Annotated in this window: 12 protein-coding genes; 7 read left to right on the top strand and 5 right to left on the bottom strand. The window is 70.6% G+C overall.

The window, feature by feature from the left end:
• Positions 1–79: 79 nt before the first annotated feature.
• From ACYQ1K_RS09050 to ACYQ1K_RS09040, 3 genes are all read right to left on the bottom strand, one after another.
• On the bottom strand, positions 80–892 hold the full coding sequence (locus tag ACYQ1K_RS09050) for an ABC transporter permease (protein ID WP_459982514.1): 813 nt from the start codon (positions 890–892) through the stop codon (positions 80–82).
• On the bottom strand, positions 889–1,806 hold the full coding sequence (locus tag ACYQ1K_RS09045; RefSeq protein WP_459982513.1) for an ABC transporter ATP-binding protein: 918 nt from the start codon (positions 1,804–1,806) through the stop codon (positions 889–891). Before ACYQ1K_RS09045 ends, ACYQ1K_RS09050 begins: the two co-directional genes overlap by 4 nt.
• Positions 1,807–1,893: 87 nt before the next feature.
• A complete protein-coding gene (locus ACYQ1K_RS09040) occupies positions 1,894–2,592 on the bottom strand; it encodes a L,D-transpeptidase family protein (protein WP_459982512.1) in 699 nt (232 codons plus the stop codon).
• 209 nt (positions 2,593–2,801) lie between these two features.
• Between ACYQ1K_RS09040 and rpsO the strand changes: the two genes are divergently transcribed.
• From rpsO to ACYQ1K_RS09025, 3 genes are all read left to right on the top strand, one after another.
• Positions 2,802–3,077 (top strand): 30S ribosomal protein S15, encoded by a 276-nt coding sequence (gene rpsO, locus ACYQ1K_RS09035; protein WP_279883097.1) that lies wholly within the window; start codon positions 2,802–2,804, stop codon positions 3,075–3,077.
• 151 nt (positions 3,078–3,228) lie between these two features.
• Positions 3,229–5,475, top strand: coding sequence for a polyribonucleotide nucleotidyltransferase (locus tag ACYQ1K_RS09030; protein WP_459982511.1), 2,247 nt, complete (start codon positions 3,229–3,231; stop codon positions 5,473–5,475).
• A gap of 9 nt (positions 5,476–5,484) precedes the next feature.
• Positions 5,485–6,864 (top strand): M16 family metallopeptidase, encoded by a 1,380-nt coding sequence (locus ACYQ1K_RS09025; protein WP_459982510.1) that lies wholly within the window; start codon positions 5,485–5,487, stop codon positions 6,862–6,864.
• Between the two features lie 4 nt (positions 6,865–6,868).
• Here ACYQ1K_RS09025 and ACYQ1K_RS09020 read toward each other — a convergent pair whose 3' ends face one another.
• On the bottom strand, positions 6,869–7,384 hold the full coding sequence (locus ACYQ1K_RS09020; RefSeq protein WP_459982509.1) for a class I SAM-dependent methyltransferase: 516 nt from the start codon (positions 7,382–7,384) through the stop codon (positions 6,869–6,871).
• 102 nt (positions 7,385–7,486) lie between these two features.
• Between ACYQ1K_RS09020 and dapB the strand changes: the two genes are divergently transcribed.
• Together dapB and ACYQ1K_RS09010 are read left to right on the top strand one after the other, a co-directional pair.
• Positions 7,487–8,230 (top strand): 4-hydroxy-tetrahydrodipicolinate reductase, encoded by a 744-nt coding sequence (dapB, locus tag ACYQ1K_RS09015; protein WP_459982759.1) that lies wholly within the window; start codon positions 7,487–7,489, stop codon positions 8,228–8,230.
• 116 nt (positions 8,231–8,346) lie between these two features.
• Positions 8,347–9,198 carry a hypothetical protein gene (locus ACYQ1K_RS09010; protein ID WP_459982508.1) on the top strand — a complete coding sequence of 284 codons (852 nt, stop codon included), beginning with the start codon at positions 8,347–8,349 and terminating at the stop codon, positions 9,196–9,198.
• A gap of 37 nt (positions 9,199–9,235) precedes the next feature.
• On the opposite strand, the gene ACYQ1K_RS09005 is transcribed toward ACYQ1K_RS09010, so the two are convergent.
• Entirely contained in the window at positions 9,236–9,802 is a 567-nt protein-coding gene (locus ACYQ1K_RS09005; protein ID WP_459982507.1) for a GNAT family N-acetyltransferase, read from the bottom strand.
• A gap of 42 nt (positions 9,803–9,844) precedes the next feature.
• Here ACYQ1K_RS09005 and ACYQ1K_RS09000 point away from each other — a divergent pair, with 42 nt between their 5' ends.
• Both ACYQ1K_RS09000 and ACYQ1K_RS08995 read left to right on the top strand, forming a co-directional pair.
• A complete protein-coding gene (locus ACYQ1K_RS09000) occupies positions 9,845–10,846 on the top strand; it encodes an aldo/keto reductase family protein (protein WP_459982506.1) in 1,002 nt (333 codons plus the stop codon).
• A 316-nt stretch (positions 10,847–11,162) separates the two neighbouring features.
• A complete protein-coding gene (locus ACYQ1K_RS08995) occupies positions 11,163–13,004 on the top strand; it encodes a 13E12 repeat family protein (protein WP_459982505.1) in 1,842 nt (613 codons plus the stop codon).
• The last annotated feature ends 31 nt before the right edge of the window (positions 13,005–13,035 follow it).

Below are 13,035 nucleotides of genomic sequence, written 5' to 3'. Positions count from 1 at the left end.
GTTGTTGTCCTTCGAACCCCGGGTTGTGGTGACCACAACCCGGGGTTCGAAGGACAACAACCCGAGACTCGGCGCGCTGCTACTTGACCTCGGCCCGCATGACCGCCCGCAGGCCGATCGCGAGGGGTACGACGAGCCAGAGGAGCGTGGTGACCGCGAGCTGCGCCCACATCTGGCTGGTGAGGTGGCCGTCGTAGAGCCGGTTCGAGGCCCAGGTGAGGTCGAACCACGCGCCGTGCTGGTGCCACCAGTCGTTGGCGCCGGCGAGCGCCCCCGAGATGCCCGGCAGCACGAGCGAGTAGACGAAGTAGCCCACGATGGCCGCCGGCGAGCTGCGGAAGAGCACGCCGAGCATGAAGCCCATCAGCATGCCGATCGCGTCGGCGAGCACGATCTGGGAGAACTGCGCGGCGGAGATGTTCCACGTCTGGTCGACACCGGCCAGGGCGCTCCCGACCACGTTCCCGATCGCACCGACGCCGAGGGCGAGCACCATCGAGGCGACGCCGACCGCGACCGTGAGCAGCGCCTTCGCGCCGATGACCCGTGCCCGGCTCGGCACGAGCGTGAAAGTCGTGAGCGCGCTGCGCTGGCTCCACTCGCTCGAGACCGAGAGGACCGCGATCATCGGCAGGATCACCGTCATCGGGATGCCGATCGCCGAGGCGAAGGCGTCGTAGTCGATCTGGTCGTCGGGCGCGAAGATGATGACGGCACCGGACGCGATGACGGCCAGGATGCCGATGCTGGCCATCAGCCAGAGGCCTGACCTGGTGTCGAACATCTTGCGCAGCTCGACAGCGAGCACGCGGGTGAAGCCGATCGGGGCGGGCACGGCGCGCTCGCGGGTCGGCGTACGGACATCGGTGGTGCTGAGAGCGGCGGTGGTCATGCCGCTTCTCCTTCCTGGAGGGTGATCTGGTCGCGCTGACTCTCGGCGGTGAGGGCCAGGAACATCTCCTCGAGGCCGGCGCCGTCGGCGGCGCGCAGCTCGATGAGGGGTACGCCGGCCGCGAACGCGGTCTGTCCGACGACGGCGAGCTCCGCCTCGACCAGGAGTGCGCCCCGGTCGCCCGGCGTGTGGCCGATGCCGGCCCGGGTGAGCGCGTGGGCGAGCGTGGCGGTGTCGGCCGCGCGGACCAGCGTCCCGCCCGCGGCGAGCAGCTCGTCCTTCGTGCCCTGGGCGACGATGCGGCCGTTGCCGATGACGACGAGGTCGTCGGCGATGACCTCGATCTCGTGGAGCAGGTGCGAGGAGAGCAGCACGGTGCCGCCGTCGTCGGCGAAGCCGCGCAGCAGGTCGCGCATCCACCGGATGCCGGCGGGGTCGAGGCCGTTCGCGGGCTCGTCGAGGATGAGGACCTCGGGGTCGCCGATGAGGGCGACGCCGATGCCGAGCCGCTGGCGCATGCCGAGCGAGTAGTGGCGCACTCGGCGGCCGGCCTCGCTCTCGGTGAGGCTGACCCGGGCGAGCGTGGCGTCGACGCTGGCCTTGGGCAGCCCCATCGTGCGCTGGGCGATGGTCAGGATCTCCCGCCCGGTGCGGCCGGCGTGCTGGGCGGAGGCGTCCAGCAGGACGCCAACCTCGCGGCCGGGGTTGGGCAGGTCGGCGAAGCGGCGACCGAGGAGGGTGACCGATCCGGAGGTGGCCGGCGTGAGGCCGACCATGACCCGCATGGTGGTGGACTTGCCCGCCCCGTTCGGGCCGAGGAAGCCCGTGACGCGACCGGGCCGGGCGGTGAACGAGACGTCGTCCACGGCCGTGAAGCCGGCGTACTTCTTCGTGAGGGACTCGACGTTGATCATGGCGAGAAGCCTCGCCGGACCGTGCCCTCGCCCGCGTCGGGCAGGGCCCCGGAAGAGACCCTGAGGCGCCCCTGAGGGTGCTCAGGGTCAGAGCCGCTGCACCACTCGGGGATCGGCCCCGGGTCGCAGCCAGCGGACGAGCCAGCGCATCGCGGTCGGGTTGCCGATCTGCGTGCAGCCGGCCGTCGGCGCCCAGCGGTGACCGGGCTTGGAGGTGTGATAGAAGATCCCGCTGCCCTTGCCGGGCACCGGCTTCGCGCCGACCCCGGGGGAGAGGCGCACGTGGTTGTAGTCCACGACCCACCCCCAGCGCATCGACGGCCGGTCGCCGCTGCGCACGCCCGGCACCTCGAGCCAGGTGTTGTAGTTCGCCCCCGCGCGTGAGGTGACGACCGACGTCGCCTTGCGGCGCCGCCACGGCATGGGCCCCGGCGCGTGGGAGCCGGTCGAGAAGGTGATCTTGATGCGATAGACCCCCACGGGGGAGCGGTGGTCGCCCTCCCGCTGCTTGCCCCAGCCCCGGGAGCCGATCGTCGACCGGAACTGCCGCACCAGGTGCCAGCCCGACGTGTCCCTCTGCCAGGCCTGGGTGACGGTGCAGGAGACCTTCCGGCACCAGCGCCGGCTCGAGATGGTCCGCACGACCTGGGTGGTGGTCGTGGGCACGGCGGCGGCGAAGGACGGTCGGTCGGGCTGCAGCGCCAGGGAGGCGCGGGATGCGGCCGGGGCGACGAGGACGAGTGGGAGGAGCAACAGACCGGCGAGAAGCACTCCGAGACGGGTCATGCCCCGGATCGTGTCATCCTGGAGCTCGCTCCGGCACCCCCTTCTGTGGGCGCTGTGGAGGCGCGATTGGGTCTCGGGCAGGCCGCCGGGATAGAGTCCTGCGGTTGCCTTCGGGCAGCGAGGAAGAAAGCCGTGAAACGGCCGCGGACCAAGAGTGCCCCGGTGAACAGGCCCGGGCGCGCCGCGCAGCGAGACGAGAGGAGCCCTCCATGGCGGTTGGAACCGACGCGGAGACCAAGAAGAAGATCATCGCCGAGTACGCCACGACCGAGGGCGACACCGGCTCGCCGGAGGTGCAGATCGCGCTGCTGTCGCACCGCATCGGCCACCTCACCGAGCACCTCAAGCAGCACAAGCACGACCACCACAGCCGTCGTGGCCTGCTGCTGCTCGTCGGCCAGCGTCGTCGTCTGCTCAACTACCTGCAGAAGACCGACATCAACCGGTATCGCTCCATTATCGAGCGCCTCGGCCTGCGCCGATAGTCGACGTCTTGATCTCCGGATAGGCGGTCGCCCCTGGCAGGGGTGGCCGCCTGTTCCGCATTTTGACCAGTTGCCGGATAGTCTGTCTGGCGAAATCCAAGGTCCCATCCTGTGGAGCGAGGCGCTCCACCGCTATGACAAGAGAAGAAAATTGACTGAACCCGTCATCTCTGCCGTCGAGACCGTCATCGACAACGGCAAGTTCGGCAAGCGCACCGTCAAGTTCGAGACGGGCCTCCTGGCCCGCCAGGCCGCCGGCTCGGTGACCGCCTACCTCGACGACGAGACGATGCTGCTCTCGGCCACCACCGTCTCCAAGCAGCCGAAGGACCACTTCGACTTCTTCCCGCTCACGATCGACGTCGAGGAGCGGATGTACGCCGTGGGTCAGATCCCCGGCTCGTTCTTCCGGTCGGAGGGTCGGCCGGGCGAGGACGCGATCCTCACCTGCCGTCTCATCGACCGCCCCCTGCGCCCGACCTTCAAGAAGGGCCTGCGCAACGAGGTCCAGGTCGTCATCACCGTCCTGGCGCTCGACCCCGACCAGCCCTACGACGTCCTCGCGATCAACGCCGCGTCGATGTCCACCCAGCTCTCCGGCCTGCCGTTCTCCGGCCCCGTCGGCGGCGTGCGCGTCGCGCTCATCGAGGGCCAGTGGGTGGCGTTCCCCACCCACAGCCAGCTCGAGGACGCCGTCTTCGACATGGTCGTGGCGGGTCGGGTGACCGACACCGGTGACGTCGCCATCATGATGGTCGAGGCCGAGGCCACCGAGCAGACCTGGGACCTGGTCACCAACCGGGGCAAGCAGGCCCCGACCGAGGAGGTCGTGGCCGGGGGTCTGGACGCGGCCAAGCCGTTCATCAAGCAGCTCTGCGAGGCGCAGAGCGAGCTCGCCAAGCAGGCGGCGAAGCCGGTCGCGGACTTCCCGATCTTCCTCGACTACGAGGACGACGTGTTCGAGGCTGTCGAGTCCGCCGTCGCGACCGAGACCGCCGAGGCGCTGACCATCGCCGGCAAGCAGGAGCGCGAGGAGCGCCTCGACGAGATCAAGGCGTCGCTGCTCGACAAGGTGGCCGGCCAGTTCGAGGGCCGCGAGGGCGAGATCGGTGCCGCGTTCCGCTCGTTGAACAAGAAGCTGGTCCGTGAGCGCGTGCTGCGCGACAAGGTCCGCATCGACGGGCGTGGCCTGGCCGACATCCGGCCGCTCCACGCCGAGGTCGACGTGATCCCGCGCGTCCACGGGTCCGCCCTCTTCGAGCGTGGAGAGACCCAGATCCTGGGTGTGACGACGCTGAACATGCTCAAGATGGAGCAGCAGCTCGACACGCTCTCCCCGGAGAAGTCGCGCCGCTACATGCACAAGTACGTCTTCCCGCCGTTCTCCACGGGTGAGACGGGCCGTGTGGGCTCGCCGAAGCGTCGTGAGGTCGGCCACGGTGCGCTGGCCCGCCGGGCGCTGCTGCCCGTCCTGCCGGGCCGCGAGGAGTTCCCCTACGCGATCCGTCAGCTCTCCGAGGCGATGGGCTCCAACGGCTCGACCTCGATGGGCTCGGTCTGCGCGTCCACGATGTCGCTGCTCCAGGCCGGCGTGCCGCTGAAGGCACCGGTCGCGGGCATCGCGATGGGCCTCATCTCGGGCGAGATCGACGGCGAGACGAAGTACGTCGCCCTCACCGACATCCTCGGTGCCGAGGACGCCTACGGCGACATGGACTTCAAGGTCGCCGGCACCTCGCAGTTCGTCACCGCGCTGCAGCTCGACACGAAGCTCGACGGCATCCCCGCCTCGGTGCTCGCCCAGGCCCTCAACCAGGCCAAGGACGCCCGTCTCGCGATCCTCGAGGTGATGGCCGAGGCCATCTCCGGCCCGGACGAGATGGCGGCGACGGCGCCGCGCGTCATCTCGGTCAAGGTGCCGGTCGACAAGATCGGTGAGGTCATCGGCCCGAAGGGCAAGGTGATCAACCAGATCCAGGAGGACACCGGCGCCACGATCTCGATCGAGGACGACGGCACCGTCTACATCGGTGCGACCGACGGCGCGTCGGCCGACGCCGCCCGTGCCGCGGTCAACGCGATCGCGAACCCGACGATGCCGGAGGTCGGCGAGCGCTACCTCGGCACCGTCGTGAAGACCACCAACTTCGGTGCCTTCGTGTCCTTGCTGCCCGGCAAGGACGGCCTGCTGCACATCACCAAGCTGCGGGCCCTCAACGACGGCAAGCGCGTGGAGTCGGTCGAGGACGTCGTCGAGGTCGGTCAGAAGATCCAGGTCGAGATCGTCGAGATCGACGACCGTGGCAAGCTCTCGCTGGCCCCGGTGGTCGAGGAGGCCGAGAAGTCCGCGGACGAGCAGGAGCAGGCGGCCGACGAGGCCGTCGAGACCGAGGAGTGACGCACCCGCGTGACCTCTCGCAAGACTGAGGCGACGACCGGCCGGCAGCACTCTGCCGGCCGGTCGTCTTCCCGGAAATCGGCGCCGACGTCCGCCTCCGGCGCCATCCAGCGCGTCGGCACCACGGTCACCCTCGAGGAGAGCCCCGGCTCCGTCGTACGCCGCACCGTGCTGCCCGGCGGGCTCCGGGTGCTGACCGAGCAGATGGCCGGCGTGCGCTCCGCGGCGGTCGGGGTCTGGGTCGGTGTCGGCTCGCGTGACGAGACCGGCCGTCTCCACGGTGCGTCGCACTTCCTCGAGCACCTGCTCTTCAAGGGCACCTCGGAGCGTTCGGCGCTCGACATCTCGCTGGCGCTCGACGCCGTGGGTGGGGAGTTCAACGCCTTCACGGCGAAGGAGTACACCTGCTTCCACGCCCGCGTGCTCGACGCGGACCTGCCGCTCGCGATCGACGTGCTCGGCGACATGATCACCTCGTCAGCCCTGACCTCCGACGACGTCGAGGCCGAGCGCGACGTGATCCTCGACGAGATCGCGATGCACGACGACGACCCCGACGACGTGGTGCACAACCTGTTCGCCGCCCAGGCGTTCGGGGAGGACTCACCACTCGGCCGCGGGATCGCCGGCACGACCGAGTCGATCGAGGGCCTCAGCCGCGACCAGATCCGGCGGTTCTACAAGAAGCACTACCGGCCCGCCAACATGGTCGTGTCGGCCGCGGGCAACCTCGATCATGCGACCGTCGTCCGGCTCGTGCGCAAGGCGTTCGGGCGCGGTGGCTTCCTCTCGGGCAGCGAGACGCCGGTCCCGCCGCGCACCGGCCGCCCGGTGCGGCTCACGTCCGGCTGTGTCACCGTCTCCAAGCCCTTCGAGCAGGTCAACCTGGTGCTCGGCATGGGCGGCCTCGCGCGCGACGACGAGCGACGCTTCGCGCTGTCCGTGCTCACCACCGCGCTCGGCGGCGGCACGTCGTCGCGGCTCTTCCAGGAGGTCAGGGAGCGACGCGGCCTGGCCTACTCCGTCTACTCCTTCACCAGCGCCCACGCCGAGGCGGGGCTGGTCGGGGTCGCGGTAGGCTGCCTGCCCTCCAAGGTCGACGACGTGCTGAAGGTCGTGCGCTCGGAGTTCGCGACGCTAGCGCGCGACGGCATCACCGCCGAGGAGCTCGTCGTCGGCAAGGGGCAGCTGCGTGGCGGTCTCGTGCTCGGTCTCGAGGACTCCGCCTCGCGCATGTCGCGGCTCGGCAAAGCCGAGCTGGTGCACACCGACCTGCTCTCCCTCGACGAGGTGCTCTCCCGCATCGACCTCGTCACCCTGGAGGAGTGCCAGGCCGTCGCGGCCGAGGTCTTCTCCGGCGCCGAGATCCTCGCCGTCGTCGGCCCCTGAGACGCTACTTGCGCCCGATGATGCCGATGACCGCAGGCTGCTTCTGGTCGACGACGGAGACCCGGAATCCGGCGCCGACGAGCGCCTTCGAGGTGTTCTCGACCATCAGCGGGACGTCCTCGCGGCGGGTCGACTCGTAGAAGATGTTGACCGTCCCGCCGGGGAGGAGGCGTTCGTAGAGCAGCGCGACCTCGTCGGCCGCCTCGCGCACCCAGAACAGGTTCACGTTGAACGCGAAGACCTTGTTGAGCCGCTTCACGGGCACGCGCAGGGTGGCCAGGTCGATCTGACGGACGGTCAGGCGACCGGCTTCGACGAACTTCGCGCAGCGCCGCTTCGTGCGGTCCACCCCGGACTCGGACCGGTCGATCGCGAAGAGCTTGCCGGTCTCCAGCCTGCTGCAGATGAGCTCGGCTCCCGCGCCGGGGCCGCAGCCCACCTCGAGGATGTGGTCGTTGGGATGGACGTCGATGAAGTCCACCGCCCAACGGATCCGCGCCGGAATCGTCTGCACTGGCATGGTCTCAGACTGCCAGATCCCACCAGCCCTCGGTGCCAGCGGCTCCCCTTCCGGACAACGCAGCGTGCCCACCGAGTAGGTTTCACTGTCGTGAACGATGCCCTGACCAAGGTCGGCGTGCTGGGCGCGCGCGGCAAGCTCGGCTCCGCGATCGTGGCCGGCCTCGAGGCCTCGGACGAGGTGGAGCTGGTTGCCCGCATCGGCAGCGCCGACCCGCTGGAGAGTCTCATCGAGAGCGGCGCCGAGGTCGTCGTCGACGTCACGACGCCCGACGCCGTCATGGGCAACCTGGAGTTCTGCGTGAGCCACGGCATCCATGCCGTGGTGGGCACGACGGGCTTCGACGACGCGCGCATCGACACCCTGCGCGGATGGCTGGCCGGCGCGCCCGGCGTGGGGGTCCTCATCGCACCGAACTTCTCGGTCGGCGCGATCCTCATGATGCGGTTCGCCGCTCAGGCCGCGCCGTTCTTCGAGTCCGTCGAGGTCGTCGAGCTGCATCACCCGACGAAGGCCGACGCGCCGTCAGGGACGGCCCGGCGTACGGCGGAGCTGATCGCTGCGGCCCGCCGCGAAGCCGGCGTCGGGCCCGTGCCCGACGCGACGAGCATGCAGCTGGACGGGGCCCGCGGGGCCGTGGTCGACGGCATTCACGTGCACGGGCTCCGGATCCGTGGGCTCGTCGCGCATCAGGAGGTCATCCTCGGCGGCGTGGGGGAGACACTCACGATCCGGCACGACTCGTTGGACCGCGCGGGCTTCGTCCCCGGCGTGCTGGCCGGCGTACGCGGCGTCGCCGATCACCCCGGGCTCACGATCGGCCTGGAGCACTACCTGGACCTGTGACGGGCTCGGGCTGTTTCAGGCTCCGGTTGTGACGGGCTCGCCGTGTGACGGGCCCGAAACCCTGTCGTAACCCCGTCGGGGCGCCGCGGTAACAGCCTCCCCCTAGCGTCGGCGCCGTGGCAGCCGAGGAGCACATCGCAACAGGAGTCGCGCCGCTCGATCTGGCGGTGGCGTTCCCCGTCGGAACCGACGTCGTCGCCCTGGCGCGGGCGTGGTTCGCCGACGCTGAGCAGCTGCGCGCGCCCGCTGCGGCTGCCGCACCGCGGCTGGTCGGTGCCCGTTTCGGCGCTCGTGGGCCGTCCGCCGCCACCACGATGGTGCCCGGGCAGACGCGGATCACCGGCGGAGCGTGCCTGCGGGGGCCGCTGCCGCGGTCAGCCGTGGCTGTCCCTCTTCCCGCTGGTCTCGACGACGTCTACGCGCTCGAGGGCGCGGAGGCCGGCGCCCCGCTCGTCAGCTGGCTGGTCGCGGCGGCGCGGAGGGCCGGGGGAGCGGTCGTCGACGGGGCAGGACGGGTCCTCACGCCTGCGCAGGACGAGCTCGTCGACCTCACCGTCTACTCCGCGACGGCTGACCCCGCCCCCGTGGTGCTCGGCTGCGTGCGCTCGGTCGCACCTCTCATGCGGGAGGTGGACCCGGTCGGGCAGGAGACGTTCCGGCTGGCCTTCGAGACGCCGTACGACGGCACCGTCGCCGTCTCCCTCGCCCACCGTGCCGAGCTGCCGGTGGTGCTCGGCTCGCGCGAGGGTGCGACCGACGGACCGAACGCCTACGCCGTGACCTGGACCGCGCCCGACGGTGCCGCCGACGATCCGACGTCCGTCGTGGGCCGCATCGCGCGCGAGAGGGTCGTTCCCCTCATCAGCCGGCTCGCCCTGGCGATCCAGACGAGCGCCGGCGGCACGGTCGTCGACGCGGGCGGGTTCGTGGTCCCCCTGGACGAGCTGAGGCGCCGCGCGTCGCGCTGAGCGCCGCGGGGCCCGACCCTAGGCGTCCGGCTGGACCTCAGGCTGGACCTCCGGCTGGCACCGACGTGAGGTCGGTGTGCAGGCGGATCTCCTTCAGCGGAGCCCCGGAGGGGGACTCGAGCGTGCGATGCGCCCCGTCGGCCGCCCACCCGGCGCCCGTCAGGAAGGCTCGTAGCGTGTCGTCGGTCGAGGACACCCAACAGACCGCCCGGCTGAACCGGTCCGCCGCGAGCGTCTCGGCCGCCGCCTGCAGGAGCCGCGAGCCGTGTCCCTGCCCGAGCTGCCCCGGATCCACCGTCAGCTCGGCGACCTCCCCATCGCGCAGCGGGTCGCAGTCCGGATCGGTGGCCGGACCCGTGATCACGAGGCCGACCACCTCGGCGTGCGCCAGCGCCACGAGCACGCGTTGGCGGGCGTCCGGAGCCTGGACGAGCGAGGCACGCCAGGCGGCGGCCGCAGACTCCACCGCCTCCGGCCCGGAGGGAAGCTCGGACGCGGCCAGCACGTCGGCGTACCGGTGCTGCCAGGCCCGCAGCTGAAGCGCCGCGATGGCGGAGGCGTCGTCGGCCCAGGCGACGCGGACGCTGACGTCGGAGGTGCTCACCTGACGATCCTGCCGCATCGATCTGTCAGTAGTGTCGGCGCCATGGAGATCCGCAACCTCGGCAAGAGTGGTCTGAAGATCTCGGCGATCGCCTACGGCAACTGGGTCACCCACGGTTCCCAGGTCGAGGAGGACGCCGCGCTAGCTTGTGTGCGGCGTGCGCTGGAGTCGGGCATCACGACCTTCGACACCGCCGACGTGTATGCCGACACCCGCGCCGAGGAGGTCCTCGGCAGGGCGCTGGCCCCCGAGCGGCGCGAGGGTCTCGAGATCTTCACGAAGGTCTACTGGCCGACCGGCCAGAAGCGGCACAACGACAGCGGCCTCTCCCGCAAGCACATCATGGAGTCGATCGACGGCTCGCTGCGCCGGCTCGGCACGGAGTACGTCGACCTCTACCAGGCCCACCGCTTCGACCACGAGACGCCGCTCGAGGAGACGATGGAGGCCTTCGCCGACGTCGTTCGCAGCGGCAAGGCGCTCTACATCGGGGTGTCCGAGTGGACCGCGGAGCAGATCAGTGCCGGTCACGCCCTCGCGCGGGAGCTTCGGATCCCGTTCGTGTCGAACCAGCCGCAGTACAACATGCTCTGGCGCGTCATCGAGGCCGAGGTCGTCCCCGCTTCGGAGGAGCTCGGCATCGGTCAGATCGTGTTCTCGCCGATCGCCCAGGGCGTGCTCACCGGCAAGTACAAGCCCGGTGAGCCTGTCCCGGCCGGCTCACGCGCCACGGACGACAAGGGTGGCGCGCGCTTCGTCAGCCGTTGGCTCGACGACGACATCCTGGAGAGGGTGCAGCGGCTGCAGCCGTTGGCCGACCAGGCCGGGCTCTCGCTCGCTCAGCTCGCCGTCGCGTGGGTCCTGCAGAACCCGAACGTCTCCGCCGCGATCGTCGGCGCCAGTCGGCCCGAGCAGGTCAGCGAGAACGTCAAGGCGGCCGGGGTCACCCTCGAGGCCGACCTGCTGAAGGCGATCGACGACGTGCTCGGCGACGCCGTCGTGCGGGACCCGAGCATGACCGTCTCGCCGGCCAAGCGACCGTAGGAGCGCGTACGGCGAGCGGACGCAGATGTCCGCCTCGCTGAGAAAGCCCCGAACGGCTGGTGAGAGGGCCCGGGTGCGGGAGGGCGCGTTCATCCGGGTGACCGCCTTCGCAGAGCCGGCTTGTCGCCCCTTGCGCATAGTCTCCCGGGTGTTTCCTCCTCCGCCGCTTTGCGGGGAGCTTCGCTGGGCCTCCGCTGTCGGCTCTGCGCCGTGGAACCTGGCCAGTTCTCGTCCCCAGTGAAGGTTCAGACGTCGCCTTCCACAGGCGTTTCGATCGGCCCAACGGATTGTCGGTGGCCTCTGATTGGCTTGTGCCATGTCGATCTCGGAACCGCTCGCTCCGCCGCCCGACGGCGGACCAGATCACGCGTCGGAGCGTGATCTGGAGGCGGGTCTCGATCGCAACGCCAACCGCCTCCCCGATCACGAGCCTCGTCCCCAGGGCGACGCCAAGCGCGGCTCGGAGTGCGACGACGAGCGAGCCGACGATCGAGATGGGGATGGCGTCCGCGACTGGGACGCGGACGGGGGACGCGACAACGGCGATGTCGCCGAGGCCGAGGCCGCCGAGGGCGCTTCACCCCTGCCGAACGACATGGATTGGCCGGTCCCGTCGGATGAGAACGCGCCCCCACCCAGCAATGAGGACCCGCCGCCGCCTGAGGAGTGCCCACCCCCGCCGCCGGACGAGGAGGGTGGGTCATGGGACTCCAGTGGCGAGCTGTTGGAGGCCTTCACCGCCGCCCAGCGGCGTGAGGCCCGCGAACAGGTCCGCAAGCTCCAGGTCGCGGTCGACTACTGCGCCTTCAACTCCCACGACTCCCGCCATCCCGCCGCCCGCCTGCCCGGCACCGAAGGCACCATGGCCCTGGCCGGGGACGGCGCCCCAGAGGTCGCCGAGTTCGCGGTGGTCGAGTTCGGTGCCGTGGCCGGGATGTCGACCGATGCCGCCCGCCTCTATCTGGGCCGCTGCCTCGAGGTCGCCCACCGACTGCCCTTCACCTGGCACGCCGTCCGAACCGGCCGGCTCCCGGTCTGGCGGGCGTTGCGGATCGCCGAGCACACCATGACCCTGCCGCCACACGTCGCGGCCCATGTCGATGCCGCCGTGGCTCGCATCGCCGGACGGGTCGGACCGGTCGTGCTCAAACGCATGGTCGAGGAAGCCCTCGCCGCCCTCGATCCCGACGCCACCAAGAAGGCCGAGGCCCAGGCCGCCGAGAAACGCCACGCCACCATCACCCACGAGAAGGCCGGCGACCAGCACGGTGCCGCCACCGTCACCATCGGACGTCTCGACGCTGTCCTCGACCCCGCCGACGCCCTGGATCTGGACGCCACACTCGCCGACTACGCCGCCGACCTGGCCACCGCCGGCGACACCCGCACCCTCGACGTGCGCCGCTCCACCGCCCTGGGCATGTTGGCCCGCGGCGAGACCGTCGACCTGCCCGAGGGGGCCGAGCCCCGCCGCCGCCAGGTCGTCCTCCACATCCACCTCGCCCAAGCCGCCCTCACCGGCACCGGCCACAGCAACGGCTGCGTCGGCCCCGGCAACGGGCGCGATGCCGACGCGGACGAGCTGATCGGGATGTTGCACAGCCACACCGGCTACCCGCTCGGAATGGTCACCGTCGACCAGGTCCGGGACTGGTGCGGCAGCACCAGCACGGGGCAGATCATCGTCAAACCGGTCCTCGACCTCGCCGAGACCCTCCGCTCGACCGGCTATGAGCCCTCCGACCGCGTCCGCGACCACGTTTTCGCGACAAATCCGACGTGCGTCTTCCCGTTCTGCGACCGGCCGTCGTTGAAGCTCGACATCGACCACATCGAGCCTTACGACGAGAAGAAACGAACGCGCGACAAGCTCGATGAACGGGGCAGGCCAGGCAAGGCCGCCGAGCCCGACAAGCCTGGGACCCCCGACGACACCGAGGCACAGACCACGACCGACAACCTCGCGCCTCTGTGCAGACGTCACCATCGGGTCAAGACCTTCGGCAACTGGAGCTACCTGCGGCTCGGCCCCGGCGAATACCTCTGGACCAGCAGATACCGCTACCAGTGGATCACCGACGCCGACGGCACTCGCAGAGTCGAGTCACAACCACCCAAGGATGACCGACCCGACCCGGGGCGACCGAGCGCGCCCTGACGACCTCAGCGGCGATCGACCCCAGGGGCGA

This window comes from Nocardioides sp. AN3 (assembly GCF_054653495.1).
This window is presented reverse-complemented; position numbering and strand designations above follow the sequence as displayed.